The following is a 14,492-nucleotide window of genomic DNA, read 5'->3' as shown; positions in this document are numbered from 1 at the left end:
CGCGCCCGTACGAGACGAGCCGTAACCGGGAGACACCCAGATGGCCAAGAAGCGACCCCAGACGAAGGCCAAGCGCCCGCAGCTCACGGATGGAGAGGTCCCGGTCGTCGGTGCGCGCGAGCCCTGCCCGTGCGGCAGCGGTCGGCGGTACAAGGCCTGCCACGGCCGGGCCGCCGCGCACGCGGTGACCGAGCTGGTGCAGCGGCCCTTCGAGGGGCTGCCCGGTGAGTGCGACTGGGTGGCCCTGCGCGAGCTGGTGCCCGCCGCCACGGCCGGGCTGGCCCTGCGTGACGGCATGCCCGACGGCGTCCCGGCCGTCACACTCGCCACGGTCCTGCCGATGGCCTGGCCCGCGCTGCGCCGCGACGACGGCTCGGTGCTGCTCGGCCTGCAGAACGACACGGCGTCCGGCGACATCAGCCGCGACCTCGCCGACACCCTGCTGTGCGCCCTGGAGGCCGAGCCCGGCACCCCGGTGCAGGGCCGCCGCGCCCCGGCCGACGGCCCGCGCCTCCAGGACCTGCTCGACCTGAAGGCCTCCTTCGCACCTGTGGTGCACGAGGGCTTCGAGTTCTGGGTGCCGGACGCGGACAACGCGACGCCGGAGGTCACCGCCTCCCTGGAGCGGGCCAACGCGGCGGCCATCCCGACCGTGCGCCTGGAGAGCGTCGAGGCGGCGTACTGGTGCCGGACGCCGGAGAAGAACCACCTGCGCTGGGTCATGCCGCACCCGGAGGAGCAGCTTCTGGACGCTCTCGCGCGGCTGCACGCGGCGGGCCGTTCGAACCTCGGTGAGGGCACCCGTCTCGTGGGCTCCTTCCGGGCGCACGGCCTGATCGTGCCCGTGTGGGACCTGCCGAGCGAGATGGGCGCCCAGGACGTGGAGAAGCCGGCCGCCGAGTTCGCCGAGCAGCTCGCCGCGGCGCTGGCCAGCGAGGCGCCGCTGACCGGCGACGAGCGCCGGGCCCGCGGCGGTCTGACCAACCGGCAGGTCACGCTGAGCTGAGCGACGAGCGGGCGGCCGGACCTTCGACCGGCCGCCCGGTCAGCCGCTGGGCCGGCCGCCCACTCACTGAGCCGGCCGGTCGCCGCGTCGGCCGTCCGGCCAGTCGCCCGGTCACCCTCCGAGTGGCCATTCCACCCGGACGGGGCGAGTGACGCCCGTCACAACCGGCGGGCGGCGCAGTCGAGTCGGTGACCTAAAAGGCCATGCACCCGGTGACTGGAAAGCCGGGATCGAATTTGCGAACTGCCGATCTCTTGTTACCGTTCCAGTAGCCCGGTTGCTGGTGCATCCCCCGTCGCCAGCAACCGGGCGCTTGCGTGTCCGCAGCCGTTCACCCAGCGCAGCAGCCCGTCAACGGCCCGTTGTCATCGGTGAGTTGCTTCCCGATCGCAGCAGCAGCGCGGCCCGCGCGCCCCGCTCGGCGAACTCCGCGACGGCGCTGTACGCCGCCACCGTCCCCCGGCTGTGCTCCCGCGGCGTCTCACAGGTCTCCGGCTCCTGGCCCCCGGCAGGCGCGCACTGCGCCCGCACGGTGCGCTCGCCCGGCCCCATGAGGGTCAGGCCGGCGTCCAGGGGCCGTCCGGTCGTGTTGCGGTAGTAGGTGCGTGCCCAGGTGTCCGCGCCCTGGGTGAGCACACAGGTCTGCGCCCTCACGCCGCCGGGCGAGGTGACCTCGGGGCCGCAGCGCGTGGCGGTGGCGAGCCCCAGGCCGAGCACCCGCCTGGAAGGGGCGCGCACGGCGGAGGGCATCTTGTCGTCGCCGCCCGGCAGGACGCGCACCGCGGACCGGGCGTCCTGGCCGCTCCGGTCGCCCGCCTGGCCGGCGGACGCCCCGGCCGGCGACAGGACGACGACGCAGCCGACGACGCCCAGGAGGGCGAGCAGACGGAGGCGCCGGGGATCGTGGCCGCCGCCCGGCACTCGGTTTCCGGGTCCGGCGGGGTGACGCAGCATGAGGGGGACGATAACGGCCCGGGGCGGGCACTTCGCCCGCCGCGGCCGCGACACCCCTACAACTCGGGGGCGCTCACACCCGTACGAGTGAGGGCCTCCACCACCGCGTCGACCACGGCCTCCACATCGGGCACCCAGGGCGAGGCGGAGCCGGGCAGCGGAGCCCGCTCCCAGCGGATCGGGCCGTCGCCGGTCTCGGAGGGCGGCAGGGCAAGATAGCCGCCCTCGCTGTGGAAGCGGAGCGAGCCGGGGACGAAGTCCTTGGCGTAGAGCAGCTCGCCCAACTGCTCCATGGAGTACGGCTTGACGAGGATCGCCCACCGCTTGGACGAGGCGACGACCGGGCCGAGCCGCATGCCGACGCGGTCGAGCGCGGTGAGGGCGCGCGCGGCCGGGAGGGCCGGCAGGCTCACCGCGCAGGGGGCCGTGCCGCCGGTGGCCAGGACGATCGGCGCGGTGGGCCGGTTGGTCCACCACCAGCGCACCATGCGGGCGTCGGTGGTGGCCGCCAGGAGACCGGGTTCGAAGGGGTGCGCGCCGGGCACCGTGCACTCCGGGTCGGGGCAGCCGCAGCGGTCGTGCCGCCGCGGATCCAGAGCCACGCCCGGCAGCACGGGCCACTGCCACCGGGTCGCGAAGTTCAGGGCCGCGCTGATCGGCTCAGGCCTCTCGTCGCTGCGCTGGGACAGGAGCCCGCGTCGCCTTCCGGGGATCTCGCGCATGAGCGCTCGTTCCTTTCCGTTGCACCGCTGGCAACACCGTGGACCACTCACATCATGTGTCGATCACTGACTGTGCGTACCTGTTGGCGCATCACACCCCTGCCTTCAGGCACGGGGAACCCCTATGGGCCGAACATCGGCTGCTTCCACGGCAGCCCCGTCCATACTGCGTCTACCAGGAGCATGGGCGTGGCGCGGGGTGGCGGAGCATGGCGTTATGCCGACTTGTCTTCTGCTCTCCGCCGCCGTCGCGCAAGGATGGGGCACGGTCGTCGGTGGTTAAGACGCCCGGGTCCGTCGCCAGGTTCCGGGTAGCCCCCAACCACCCCTGGCCTTCTCCGAGTACGTACCCATCACGACCGCTGTGACGCTCTGTCGAGCGAGCCCAGTCGACCGCAACAGGCCGTCACCCGAGGCAGTTTCAAGCCAACTTCCTTTTTTAGCAAGAGGTTGGGAAGAAGACACCGAGAAGCCCTCTGACACCAGGAAACCCGGCAGGACAATGCTGGACATCCCCTCACGAGTGCGTGTACATGTGGAGACACTGCTGGCGGCGCAGAATGACATGGGGGTTTGCGATGCTTTTTAGCAATACGCACCGGTCGGAAGGCCGAGCGCCATGAACGCCCCCCACCCCCCGAAAGTGGCTGGAATCGATTCGACGGTCCCCGCACCCGCACACACTGTCGCGCCCTCACTCGCCGCCCCGGACGCCTCCCCGAGCGGCCCGTCCGGCCCGCACGCCCCCCGCCCGGCCGGCGCCCTCCTGCAGGACCGGCTCGCCGGCTGGGTCTCCGACCTCACCACCCTGAACGAGCTCACCGAACGGCTGGCCCGTACGAACGGACTCGACGCCGCCCTGAAGGAGCTGCTGCGCGCCGGAGCCGCCCTCGTCGGCGCCCGGCGCGGCCTCGCCGTCCTCGAACCGGACGACGGACTCGGCCCCGACACCACCATCGGCCTCGGCCTGGCACGGGCCGATCTCGGCCACATCGAGACCGTGCCGCGCAGCGCCATGCCGTACGGGACGCTCCTCGACACCGCGGCCGGCCTGCCGGGCGGCGACGGCGAGGACGTGCGCCCCGACCTGTTCGCCGAGGACGGCCTCGATCCGCGCCACCGCGAGGTGGCCGGACGCCTCGGCTACGCCGCCAGTTACGCGCTGCCGCTGTCCACCGAGGCCGCCGGCCGGCTCGGTGCCGCCGTCTGGTTCTACGACGAGCCCGCCGAACCGGCCGAGCGGCGACGCCACCTCGTCGGCCTCTATCTCCGCTTCGCCACCGAGCACCTGGCACGCCTGCTCGACACCGAGCGCACGCGCGCCTGCATGGCGACGGTCTACGAGGAGTTGCTGCCCTCCCGGCTGCCCCGCGTCCCCGGCGTCCAGCTCGCCTCCCGGCACCGCACCGGCCCGCGCGGCGGCGGCGACTGGTACGACGCGCTGCCGCTGCCCGACGCCGCGCTCGGCCTCGCGGTCGGCTCGGTCACCGGCGCCGGGCCGGGCGCGATCGCCGCGATGGGCCGGCTGCGGGCGTCCCTGCGGGCGTACGCGGTGATGGAGGGCGAGGATCCCGTCGCCGTCCTGTCCGACCTCGAACTGCTCCTGCGGCTGACCGAGCCCGCCCGCTCCGCCACGGCCCTGTTCGCCTACTGCGAGCCCGCGCTGCGCCGGATCACCCTGGCGGGCGCCGGGCACTGCCCCCCGCTGGTGCTCGGCGAACGGCGCACGGAGTTCGTGGAGACGTCCGTGTCCGCGCCGCTCGGCATGCTCGCCTGCTGGGAGGCGCCGAGCGTGGAGTTCCAGGTCGGTGCGGGCGAGACGGTGCTGCTGTACACCGACGGGCTGCTGCACCGCACCGGCGACTCCGTCGACCGCGCCTTCGCCCGGCTGCACACGGCCGCGGCGGGTGTCCCGCGCACGCTGCGCCACGACCCGGCGGCCGTCGCCGACCACGTCCTGCACACGGTCCTGCCGAACGGACTTGACGTGACCGACGGCGCGGAGGACGTGGCGCTGCTGGCGGCGCGCTTCGAGTAGGCCGCCCGGTAACAGGCACTTCCGCCTCTGGCCCCCTTCCCGCACGACCGTACGATGGGGGATGGCCCAGTGGCTGTATCGAGGAGGAAGACCGTGGCGCAGGAGCTGCCGGAGACCCCGGAGACCGCCGAAGAAGAACCGATCAAGCAGCGGAAGAACGGCCTGTACCCGGGCGTGTCCGACGAGCTCGCCGAGAACATGAAGTCCGGCTGGGCCGACACCGAGCTGCACGACCTCGAACCGGTCGCCCAGGCCGAGCACACCGCGCGCCGCCGCGCCGCGCTGTCCGCACGCTTCCCCGGCGAGCGCCTGGTCATTCCCGCGGGCAACCTGAAGACCCGCTCGAACGACACGGAGTACGCCTTCCGCTCCTCGGTCGAGTACGCCTACCTCACCGGCAACCAGACCGAGGACGGCGTCCTGGTCCTGGAGCCCACCGCGGACGGCCACCGCGGGACGCTCTACCTCCTGCCGCGCTCCGACCGTGAGAACGGCGAGTTCTGGCTCTCCGGCCAGGGCGAGCTGTGGGTCGGCCGCCGCCACTCCCTGACCGAGGCCGGGACGCTCTACGGCATCCCGACCTCCGACGTGCGCGAACTGGCGGACAAGCTGCGCGAGGCCACCGGCCCGGTCCGCGTCGTGCGCGGCTACGACGCCGGCATCGAAGAGGCGCTGACCGACAAGGTCACCGCCGAGCGCGACGAGCAGCTGCGCGCCTTCCTCTCCGAGGCCCGCCTGGTCAAGGACGACTTCGAGATCGGCGAGCTGCAGAAGGCCGTCGACTCGACCGTGCGCGGCTTCGAGGACGTGGTGAAGGTCCTCGACAAGGCCGAGGCGACCAGCGAGCGCTACATCGAGGGAACGTTCTTCCTCCGCGCGCGCGTCGAGGGCAACGACATCGGCTACGGCTCCATCTGCGCGGCCGGCCCGCACGCCTGCACGCTGCACTGGGTGCGCAACGACGGCCCGGTCCGCTCCGGCGACCTGCTCCTGCTGGACGCGGGCGTGGAGACGCACACCCTCTACACCGCCGACGTCACGCGCACGCTGCCGGTCAACGGCACGTACGACGAGATCCAGAGGAAGATCTACGACGCGGTGTACGAGTCCCAGGAGGCCGGCATCGCGGCCGTGAAGCCGGGCGCCAAGTACCGCGACTTCCACGACGCCGCCCAGCGCGTGCTCGCGGAGAAGCTCGTCGAGTGGGGCCTGGTCGAGGGCCCGGTCGAGCGGGTCCTGGAGCTGGGCCTGCAGCGCCGCTGGACGCTGCACGGCACCGGTCACATGCTCGGCATGGACGTCCACGACTGCGCCGCCGCCCGGACCGAGACGTACGTCGACGGCACGCTGGAGCCGGGCATGGTCCTCACCGTCGAGCCCGGCCTGTACTTCCAGGCCGACGACCTGACCGTCCCGGAGGAGTACCGCGGCATCGGCGTCCGCATCGAGGACGACATCCTCGTCACCGAGGACGGCAACCGCAATCTCTCCGCGGGCCTGCCGCGCCGCTCCGACGAGGTCGAGGCCTGGATGGCGTCGCTGAAGAGCTGACACGGAGGGACGGCCGGGCACCCGCGGGGTGCCCGGCCGTCCCGCGTGGGGCTACACCGCCACCAGCGGGGCGTCCTCGCGCCACTTGAGGATCTTGTCGAAGATCACCACCGCGCCGCCGCGGCCCGGCCTGTTGCGGATGTGGACGTGGTCGGCGAGTTCCTGGATGAGGTACAGGCCGCGGCCGTGCTCGGCCTCGGCGCGCACGGCACGGACCGGGCGCCGGCGGCCCGCCGGCGGAAAGCCGGGGCCCGTGTCGGCCACCTCGATGCGGCACTTCTGCCCGTCGAGGAAGGCGGTGACCCGGAACGCGTCGCAGGACCCGGTGTCCCCGCCGTGCTCCACCGCGTTCGCGCAGGCCTCGCTCAGGGCCACCGACAGGTCGTAGGAGATCTCCGGGTCGACGCCCGCGGTCTCCATCGTGCCGAGCAGCAGCCGACGGGCGAGCGGCACGCTCGCGGCGTCGCGCCGCAGATGGAGTGACCACCAGATGCTCATGCTCCAGCCTCCCGGCCGCGGCTCGACATACCGTTACGTATTGCCCCGAGTGCCCGCCCATAAGCACCGTGTCGACGCGACACCGCACAATCGGCGGACGCGGCGGGACGGGGAATCGGTGTATGTGCGGGCCGACGTCATCAGACCATGACCTTCCGGATGTACCGCATCTTGTGGACCTGCCGTACGGCGGTCCCGGGTCCAGTGGGATGATGAGGCCGCCATGTCTTCCCCCCACCCGCGCACGGCACCCGCCGGACGCGGTCTACGGACCCTCAGGGCCGCGGTGTTCGCCGCGGTCTGCGTCGTGCTGGCCGCGGCCGGGCACTCGCTGGCGTCCTGCGCCACGGTGCCACTGTGGACGCTCGGCGCCGGGTTCCTGGGGGCGCTGGTCATGGTGGCACCGCTCGCCGGACGCGCGCGTTCCCTGCCGGGGATCGCGGCGCTGCTGGTGGTCGGCCAGAGCGTGCTGCACGCCCTGTTCGGCATGGGACAGAGCGGCATGGGCGCCATGGCCATGGGCTCCGCGGGACCGACGGGCTCCGCGCCCGTGCTGTCCGACGCCGAGCTCGTCCAGCAGGCCGCCCGGTACGTCTGCGGGGCCACCGCCGCCGCGATCAGCCCGGCCCAGGCCTACCGCATACTCGTCGACGCACACGCCTACGCCGGCGCCGGCGCGGACCTGAACGCCCCGCACCACCCGGCGGCCTCCCCGTTCCCGACGGGCGTGGCCGCCCTGCTGCCGTCCCTGCCGATGCTGCTCGTCCACGTCCTGGCCGCCCTCGCCACGGGCTGGGTGCTGCGACGGGGCGACCTGGCCCTGCTGCGGCTGATCGAACTGTCGGCGCACGGAGTCGCCGAGACCGCGCTCGTACGGTCCCTGCGCGGGGCGCTCGCCCTGGTGCGCGCCCTGTGCGCCGGGCTGCCCACGGCGGCCGGTACCGGCCCGCGCCTGCCGCGCACCGCCGACTCCGCGCCCCTCACGCCCCACACCACCGCACTCCAGCACACGGTGATCCGACGCGGCCCGCCGGCCGCCGCACTCGCCCTCGCTGCCTGACGCGACGCGACCACCACCCCACCGAGCGGGCTTCCGCCGGGGGAGCGGCCGCCGTCGTGCGGCATGCGCGCGTGTGCCTGTCCGGCGGGAACACCACTGGTCCCGCTCCGCACGCGCACCCCCACACACCGGAACCCACTCGAAGCGGAGTGCACCCCTTATGAAGGCTTCCCGACTCGTCGCCACCGCCGCCCTCGCCGGCTCGGCCGTCCTCGCCCTGTCCGTCCCCGCGTTCGCACACGTCACCGTGCAGCCCGAGGGCGCCGCCGCCAAGGGCGGCTACGCCGTCGTCGACTTCAAGGTGCCCAACGAGCGCGACAACGCCTCCACCACCAAGCTCGAGGTCAACTTCCCGACCGACCACCCGCTGGCCTCCGTGATGCCGCAGCCGGTGCCGGGCTGGAAGGTCGACGTCACCAAGTCCCAGCTGGACAAGCCGCTGGAGATGCACGGCAAGAAGATCTCCGAGGCCGTCACCAAGGTCACCTGGACCGCCGACGGCAAGGGCATCGAGCCCGGCTTCTTCCAGAAGTTCCCCGTCTCCGTCGGCACGCTGCCGGAGGACGCCGACCAGCTCGTCTTCAAGGCGATCCAGACGTACTCCAACAAGGAGGTCGTGCGCTGGATCGAGGTGCCGCAGAAGGGCCAGGAGGAGCCGGACAACCCGGCGCCGGTGCTCCAGCTGACCGCGGCCTCGGAGGGTGACGGACACGACGCGTCGGCCAAGGACGCCACCGCCGACACCAAGCCCGCCGCCGAGACCACCGCCGCCGACTCCGCCAAGAGCGGCAGCGACACCACCGCCCGCGTCCTCGGCATCGTCGGCATCCTCGTCGGCGCGGCCGGCGTGGCCTACGGCGTGTTCGCCGGCCGCAGGCGCACCACTGCCTGATCCGCGGCACGTCCGTCACGCGCTCCGGGGGCCGTCCGGCTCCCACGTACGGTCCCCGGTGCGCGCCGGAGTTCTCACATCTGGGACATTTCTCTATGCACAGCAAGACCTTCGTCGCGGCCGCGCTGCTCGCCGCGGCCACCATGACCCTCTCCGCCTGCGACAGCGGGAACGACGGCAGGAAGCCCGTCGCCGTCGTCTCCGAGGACACCGCGCAGAAGGCCGCGACCGTCCTCGACAAGCCGTTCGAGAAGCCGGACCTGGTCCTCACGGACACCCAGGGAAAGAAGTACGACCTCCGCAAGGAGACCGCCGGCCACCCGACGCTGGTCTACTTCGGCTACACCCACTGCCCCGACGCCTGCCCGCTGACCATGAGCAACATCGCGGTCGCCAAGAAGGCGCTGCCCAAGGCCCAGCAGAACGACCTGCGCGTGGTCTTCGTCACGACCGACCCGGACCGCGACACCCCGGCCGAACTCGGCAAGTGGCTCAAGGGGATCGACCCGCAGTTCATAGGACTGACCGGCGACTTCTCCACCATCCAGGCCGGCGCGCGCACGCTCGGCATCTCCATCGAGCCGACCACGAAGGACAAGAACGGCAAGCTCGTCTCGATGCACGGCACCCAGGTGCTCGCCTTCTCCCCGAAGACCGACGCCGGGTACGTCCTCTACGGCGAGGACGCCACCGTCGACGACTACACCAAGGATCTCCCCAAGATCGTCAAGGGGGAGAACCCGTGAGGCGGCCCGCGGCGGCGGCCGCGCTCGTGGCCGCGGCCCTGACCGGCACCGCCCTGCTGACCGGCTGCGGCGCGTCCTCGGACACCGGCAATGCGAAGGCCGAACTCTCCGTCCACTCCGCCTACATGCCCCAGCCGGTCTCGGCCTCCATGGCGGCCGGCTTCCTGACCATAGAGAACAAGGGCGGCGCCAAGGACGAACTCACCTCGGTCACCAGCGCCGAGGCCGGGGACGTCACCGTGCACCAGACGGCCGGCGGGGTCATGACGGAAGCCGGCCCCCTGACCGTGCCCGCCCATGGCCGCCTCGTGTTCAAGAGCGGCGGCAACCACCTGATGTTCGACCAGTTGAAGCGCGCCCCCCGGCAGGGCCAGACGGTCCCCGTCGAACTGCACTTCGCCGAATCCGGCACCGTCAAGATCGAGATGCCGGTGAAGTCGGCCACGTACAACCCCGCGACCGGACACTGAGGGAGGGACCACCTTGTCGCAGACCATCGCCCCACGCTTCCGGGCCCTGACGCTGCTGCTCCTGGCCGTCGCCGGCGTGCTCCTCGCCGGAGCCGCCCCGGCCTCCGCGCACGCCGCGCTGACCGGCAGCGATCCGCAGCAGGGGGTGGTGGTCGACAAGGCGCCCTCCCAGGTGTCGCTGACGTTCTCCGAGCAGGTCGCGATGAACGACGACTCGCTGCGCGTCCTCGACCCCAAGGGCAACCGTGTCGACACCGGGAAGCCCGCCAACGTCAGCGGGACGACGTACGCCGTGCGCCTGCACAGCGGACTGCCGGACGGCACCTACACCGTCGCCTACCAGGTGGTCTCCGCCGACAGCCACCCCGTCGGCGGTGCCTACACCTTCTCCATCGGCGCCCCCTCCAAGACGTCCGCCGCGGTCGGCGCCCAGACGGTGGGCGGCGGGACCGTCGGCGCGCTCTACGGGGTCGGGCGGTACGTGTCGTACGCCGGCTTCATCGTCCTGGCCGGCGGCGCCGCCTTCGTACTGGCCTGCTGGCAGCGTGGCTCGGGCGTGCGGGCGGTGCAGCGGCTCGTCGTCTCCGGCTGGGTCGCGCTCACCGCGGCCACGCTCGCACTGCTGCTCCTGCGCGGCTCCTACACCACGTCCGGAAAGATCGGGGACGTCTTCGACCTGACGCTCCTCGGGCAGGTGCTCCAGACCAAGACCGGGGCGGCCCTCGTCTCCCGGCTGCTGCTGCTCGCCGCGGCGGCGCTGTTCGTCGCGGTGCTCTTCGGGGAGTACCAGAAGCGCGCGGCCGACGAGAAGCGCGATCTGACCTTCGGGCTCGCGATCGGCGGCACCGTGGTCGCCGTCGGCCTCGCCGCCAGCTGGGCCATGGCCGAGCACGCCTCGACCGGTCTCCAGCCGGGCATCGCGATGCCGGTCGACGTCGTCCACCTGCTCGCCGTGGCCGCCTGGCTCGGCGGGCTCGCCGCGCTCCTGGTCGCGCTGTACCGGGCGCCCGCCGACACCCCGATCGAGCCCGCGGCCGTACGCCGTTTCTCCCGCCTCGCCTTCGGCTCCGTGCTCGCGCTGGTCGCGACCGGCACCTATCAGTCCTGGCGCCAGGTCGGCTCCTGGTCGGCGCTCACCGACACGCGCTACGGGCAGTTGCTCCTCGCCAAGATCGCCCTGGTGCTGCTGATGGTCGGCATCGCCGCCACATCGCGCCGCTGGACGGGCCGGCTGGCGGAGACGGCCACCACGAAGGCGCAGGCCAAGGCCCGCGCGAAGGTCGCGGCGGCCGCGGGCGGGAAGTCCGGTTCAGGCGCGACGACCGGGGCCGACGCCGCCTCGAAGACCGGGGCCGGGAAGGACGGAGCCGGGAAAGACGGAGCCGGGAAAGCGGCTGGTAAGGCCGAGGCCGGGAAAGCGGGCGCCGGGAAGGCGGGCGCCGGTGGGAAGGACGCGGCCGAGGGGAAGGCCGGCGGCAAGGCTCAGCCCGGTGGGAAGGCGGCGAAGGGCGAGGCCACGCGGCGGGCCGCCCAGCTCGCCCGGCAGCAGGCCGCTGTGGACACCGCACGGCAGAAGCGGCTGCGGGACGCCGATCCCCACCGCTTCGGGCTGCGCCGTTCCGTCCTGATGGAAGCCGGGGTCGCCGTCGTGCTGCTCGTCGTCACCACCGTGCTGACCCAGACCGAGCCGGGACGCACGGAGACGGAGGCCAAGGCCGCCACGTCGTCCTCCTCGTCCTCGTCCTCCGCGACGGGCGCCGTCACGCTCGACATGCCGTTCGACACCGGCGGCAAGAACGGCAAGGGCGTCGTACGGATCGACATCGACCCCGCGCGCGTGGGCGGCAACGAGCTGCACATCTTCGCCCTCGGGCCCAACGGGCGCCTCCGCGACGTCGCCGAGCTCAAGATCACCTTCACCCTGGCCACGAAGAACATCGGACCGCTCCCGGTGAACCCGGAGCATGTCACCACCGGACACTGGGTGGCGAGCGGAGTGCAGATCCCCATGGCGGGCGACTGGAAGGTCGACGCGATCGTGCGGACCTCCGACATCGACCAGGTGTCCGTCACCAAGAACGCGCAGATCGGCTGAACCGCACCATGACCGACCAGTCCACCCCGGAGGCCACCTCCCCCGACTCCGCGCGCGCGGCGACCACGCCCGCGCGGGCCGGCACCGCGGCAGGAGCCGGAACCGGCGTGTCGCGACGGCGGCTGCTCGGCACCGCCGGAGCCACCGGACTCGTCCTCGGCGCGGCAGGCGCCGCTCTCGGCTACACCGCGGCGCCCGCCGGTGCCACCCCGCTCACCTCGCTCGGCGCCGACCGGGCGATGTTTCACGGGAAACATCAGCCCGGCATCACCGACGCCCTCCAGGCCCGCGGCCATCTCATCGCCTTCGATCTCGTGCCCGGAGCGGGCCGCAAGGAGGCCGCCGCGCTGCTGCGCCGCTGGTCGGCGACGGCCGAGCGGCTGATGGCGGGTGAACCGGCCCCGCACGACGACACCGACGTGGCACAGGACGCGGGGCCCTCGGCGCTGACGGTCACTTTCGGCTTCGGCCACTCCTTCTTCGACCGGACGGACCTGGCCCGGCAGCGGCCCGGCGCTCTCGACCCGCTGCCCGACTTCTCCTCCGACCGGCTCGACCGAGCACGCAGCAACGGCGATCTGTGGGTGCAGATCGGCGCCAACGACGCGCTGGTCGCCTTCCACGCCCTGCGCGCCCTTCAGAAGGACGCGGGCGGCGCCGCCCGCGTCCGCTGGCAGATGAACGGCTTCAACCGCTCCCCCGGAGCCACCGCGCGTCCCATGACGGCCCGCAACCTGATGGGGCAGATCGACGGTACCCGCAACCCGAAGCCCGCCGACCCGGACTTCGACCAGCGCCTCTTCGTGCCCGCGGACGGCGAGCCCGCCTGGATGGCGAACGGCTCCTACGTCGTCGTACGCCGTATCCGGATGCTCCTGGACGACTGGGAGAAGCTGTCGCTCACCCAGCAGGAGAACGTCATCGGGCGCCGCAAGTCCGACGGGGCGCCGCTCAGCGGCGGCTCCGAGACGACCGCCATGGACCTGGAGAAGACCGGCAAGGACGGCACCTACGTCGTCCCGGTCAACGCCCACGCCCGGATCACCCGGCCCGACCAGAACGGGGGCGCGGCCATGCTCCGGCGCCCCTTCTCCTACCACGACGGCTTCGGCGCCGACGGCGCCCCGGACGCGGGCCTGCTGTTCATCTGCTGGCAGGCGGACCCGCTGCGCGGCTTCGTGCCGGTGCAGCGCAAGCTGGACCGCGGCGACGCCCTGTCGGCGTACGTCCGGCACGAGGCGAGCGGTCTCTTCGCGGTCCCGGGCGGGGCGGCGAAGGGCGAGTACGTGGGGCAGCGGCTGCTGGAGGGGTGAGTACCGCGGGGGCGGCGGGAGGTGGCGGGAGCACACCCGTCACACCCGGTTCACCCGCGGGAGGGGCGTCCGTGAGACACGCGAGCCGGGTCCGGCCGCGGCCATTAGGGTGAGGTCATGCCAGCGAGCTACGCGTATCTCGGCCCCGAGGGCACCTTCACCGAAGTCGCCCTGCGCACTCTCCCCGAGACGGCCACCCGGGAACTCGTCCCGTACGTGTCCGTGCAGTCCGCACTGGACGCCGTCCGGGCCGGCGAGGCCGAGGCCGCTTTCGTGCCGATCGAGAACTCCGTCGAGGGCGGCATCACCACCACGCTGGACGAGCTGGTCGCGGGCCAGCCGCTGATGATCTACCGCGAGGTGCTGCTGTCGATCACCTTCGCGCTGCTGGTCAGGCCCGGTACGACACTGTCGGACATCAAGACGGTCACCGCTCACCCGGCCGCCCAGCCGCAGGTGCGCAACTGGCTCTCGGCGAACCTGCCGGACGCCGTCTGGGAGTCGGCCGCCTCGAACGCGGACGGCGCCCGCCTGGTCCAGGAGGGCCGCTACGACGCCGCGTTCGCCGGTGAGTTCGCCGCCGAGCGCTACGGGCTCGTGCCCCTGGAGACGAACATCCACGACGCGGAGAACGCGCAGACACGGTTCGTGCTGGTCGGCCGGCCCGCGCGACCCGCCGCGCCGAGCGGTACGGACAAGACGTCCGTGGTGCTGTGGCAGCGCGACGACCATCCCGGCGGGCTGCGCGACCTGCTCGGCGAATTCAGCACCCGCGGTATCAACCTGATGCTGCTCCAGTCCCGCCCGACCGGCGCCGGTATCGGCAACTACTGCTTCTGCGTCGACGCCGAGGGCCACATCACCGACCGTCGGATGGCGGAGGCCCTGATGGGGCTCAAGCGGATCTGCCTCCAGGTCCGCTTCCTGGGCTCGTATCCGCGGGCGGACGCCGACACGGCGGACCTGCGGCCTCTGCTGACCGGGACCTCGGACGCGGAGTTCGTGGCGGCGGCGGACTGGGTGGCACGCTGCCAGGACGGTCGTTTCTAGCCGGTCGCGCCGATTCCGGCCGGTGCTGCCTGCGGACGCTCGTTGTCCACAGAAGTTATCCACACCCTCTCGCCCTCGGCCCTCTCGACCTGGGGAC

Annotated in this window: 13 protein-coding genes; 10 read left to right on the top strand and 3 right to left on the bottom strand. The window is 72.7% G+C overall.

Annotation, left to right across the window (positions count from 1 at the left end):
* Nucleotides 1-40 precede the first annotated feature (40 nt).
* Nucleotides 41-1,006 (top strand): DUF5926 family protein, encoded by a 966-nt coding sequence (locus ACIP4X_RS26720; protein ID WP_358732053.1) that lies wholly within the window; start codon nucleotides 41-43, stop codon nucleotides 1,004-1,006.
* Nucleotides 1,007-1,357: 351 nt separating this feature from the next.
* Here the strand turns inward: ACIP4X_RS26720 and ACIP4X_RS26715 are convergent, their stop codons facing one another.
* Both ACIP4X_RS26715 and ACIP4X_RS26710 read right to left on the bottom strand, forming a co-directional pair.
* Nucleotides 1,358-1,960 carry a hypothetical protein gene (locus ACIP4X_RS26715; RefSeq protein WP_391458984.1) on the bottom strand — a complete coding sequence of 201 codons (603 nt, stop codon included), beginning with the start codon at nucleotides 1,958-1,960 and terminating at the stop codon, nucleotides 1,358-1,360.
* Between the two features lie 56 nt (nucleotides 1,961-2,016).
* Nucleotides 2,017-2,682 carry a bifunctional DNA primase/polymerase gene (locus tag ACIP4X_RS26710; RefSeq protein WP_358732056.1) on the bottom strand — a complete coding sequence of 222 codons (666 nt, stop codon included), beginning with the start codon at nucleotides 2,680-2,682 and terminating at the stop codon, nucleotides 2,017-2,019.
* A 619-nt stretch (nucleotides 2,683-3,301) separates the two neighbouring features.
* Here ACIP4X_RS26710 and ACIP4X_RS26705 point away from each other — a divergent pair.
* Both ACIP4X_RS26705 and ACIP4X_RS26700 read left to right on the top strand, forming a co-directional pair.
* A complete protein-coding gene (locus ACIP4X_RS26705) occupies nucleotides 3,302-4,720 on the top strand; it encodes a SpoIIE family protein phosphatase (protein ID WP_391458986.1) in 1,419 nt (472 codons plus the stop codon).
* A gap of 54 nt (nucleotides 4,721-4,774) precedes the next feature.
* Nucleotides 4,775-6,271 carry an aminopeptidase P N-terminal domain-containing protein gene (locus ACIP4X_RS26700; RefSeq protein WP_391458989.1) on the top strand — a complete coding sequence of 499 codons (1,497 nt, stop codon included), beginning with the start codon at nucleotides 4,775-4,777 and terminating at the stop codon, nucleotides 6,269-6,271.
* Nucleotides 6,272-6,322: 51 nt separating this feature from the next.
* On the opposite strand, the gene ACIP4X_RS26695 is transcribed toward ACIP4X_RS26700, so the two are convergent.
* Nucleotides 6,323-6,769, bottom strand: coding sequence for an ATP-binding protein (locus ACIP4X_RS26695; protein WP_358732061.1), 447 nt, complete (start codon nucleotides 6,767-6,769; stop codon nucleotides 6,323-6,325).
* Nucleotides 6,770-6,992: 223 nt separating this feature from the next.
* On the opposite strand from ACIP4X_RS26695, the gene ACIP4X_RS26690 reads away from it, so the two are divergent.
* The 7 genes from ACIP4X_RS26690 (at nucleotide 6,993) to pheA (ending at nucleotide 14,395) form a co-directional block, all read left to right on the top strand.
* Nucleotides 6,993-7,829, top strand: a complete 837-nt coding sequence (locus ACIP4X_RS26690; RefSeq protein WP_401350969.1) for a hypothetical protein — start codon at nucleotides 6,993-6,995, stop codon at nucleotides 7,827-7,829.
* 160 nt (nucleotides 7,830-7,989) lie between these two features.
* Entirely contained in the window at nucleotides 7,990-8,721 is a 732-nt protein-coding gene (locus tag ACIP4X_RS26685; protein ID WP_391458993.1) for a DUF1775 domain-containing protein, read from the top strand.
* Between the two features lie 95 nt (nucleotides 8,722-8,816).
* The gene (locus tag ACIP4X_RS26680) at nucleotides 8,817-9,467 is read left to right on the top strand and encodes an SCO family protein (RefSeq protein WP_391458994.1); all 651 of its coding nucleotides are present in this window, start codon (nucleotides 8,817-8,819) and stop codon (nucleotides 9,465-9,467) included.
* Nucleotides 9,464-9,937 carry a copper chaperone PCu(A)C gene (locus ACIP4X_RS26675; RefSeq protein ID WP_358732068.1) on the top strand — a complete coding sequence of 158 codons (474 nt, stop codon included), beginning with the start codon at nucleotides 9,464-9,466 and terminating at the stop codon, nucleotides 9,935-9,937. Before ACIP4X_RS26680 ends, ACIP4X_RS26675 begins: the two co-directional genes overlap by 4 nt.
* Nucleotides 9,938-9,950: 13 nt before the next feature.
* Nucleotides 9,951-12,032 carry a copper resistance CopC/CopD family protein gene (locus ACIP4X_RS26670; RefSeq protein ID WP_401350966.1) on the top strand — a complete coding sequence of 694 codons (2,082 nt, stop codon included), beginning with the start codon at nucleotides 9,951-9,953 and terminating at the stop codon, nucleotides 12,030-12,032.
* An 8-nt stretch (nucleotides 12,033-12,040) separates the two neighbouring features.
* The gene (gene efeB, locus ACIP4X_RS26665; protein ID WP_358732072.1) at nucleotides 12,041-13,345 is read left to right on the top strand and encodes an iron uptake transporter deferrochelatase/peroxidase subunit; all 1,305 of its coding nucleotides are present in this window, start codon (nucleotides 12,041-12,043) and stop codon (nucleotides 13,343-13,345) included.
* Between the two features lie 117 nt (nucleotides 13,346-13,462).
* Nucleotides 13,463-14,395, top strand: a complete 933-nt coding sequence (gene pheA / locus ACIP4X_RS26660; protein ID WP_358732074.1) for a prephenate dehydratase — start codon at nucleotides 13,463-13,465, stop codon at nucleotides 14,393-14,395.
* The last annotated feature ends 97 nt before the right edge of the window (nucleotides 14,396-14,492 follow it).

The sequence above is a fragment of the Streptomyces sp. NPDC088817 genome (assembly GCF_044750345.1).
Classification (GTDB): Bacteria; Actinomycetota; Actinomycetes; order Streptomycetales; family Streptomycetaceae; genus Streptomyces.
The sequence above is the reverse complement of the archived record's forward strand: the minus strand, read 5'-3'. Positions and strand labels throughout refer to the sequence as shown.

Coding starts and splice junctions, on each gene's coding strand:
- ACIP4X_RS26710 (WP_358732056.1), bottom strand. CDS start 2,682: ATGCGCGAGATCCCCGGAAGGCGACGCGGGCTCCTGTCCCAGCGCAGC.
- ACIP4X_RS26680 (WP_391458994.1), top strand. CDS start 8,817: ATGCACAGCAAGACCTTCGTCGCGGCCGCGCTGCTCGCCGCGGCCACC.
- ACIP4X_RS26685 (WP_391458993.1), top strand. CDS start 7,990: ATGAAGGCTTCCCGACTCGTCGCCACCGCCGCCCTCGCCGGCTCGGCC.
- ACIP4X_RS26720 (WP_358732053.1), top strand. CDS start 41: ATGGCCAAGAAGCGACCCCAGACGAAGGCCAAGCGCCCGCAGCTCACG.
- ACIP4X_RS26715 (WP_391458984.1), bottom strand. CDS start 1,960: ATGCTGCGTCACCCCGCCGGACCCGGAAACCGAGTGCCGGGCGGCGGC.
- pheA (WP_358732074.1), top strand. CDS start 13,463: ATGCCAGCGAGCTACGCGTATCTCGGCCCCGAGGGCACCTTCACCGAA.
- efeB (WP_358732072.1), top strand. CDS start 12,041: ATGACCGACCAGTCCACCCCGGAGGCCACCTCCCCCGACTCCGCGCGC.
- ACIP4X_RS26705 (WP_391458986.1), top strand. CDS start 3,302: ATGAACGCCCCCCACCCCCCGAAAGTGGCTGGAATCGATTCGACGGTC.
- ACIP4X_RS26695 (WP_358732061.1), bottom strand. CDS start 6,769: ATGAGCATCTGGTGGTCACTCCATCTGCGGCGCGACGCCGCGAGCGTG.
- ACIP4X_RS26700 (WP_391458989.1), top strand. CDS start 4,775: ATGGGGGATGGCCCAGTGGCTGTATCGAGGAGGAAGACCGTGGCGCAG.
- ACIP4X_RS26690 (WP_401350969.1), top strand. CDS start 6,993: ATGTCTTCCCCCCACCCGCGCACGGCACCCGCCGGACGCGGTCTACGG.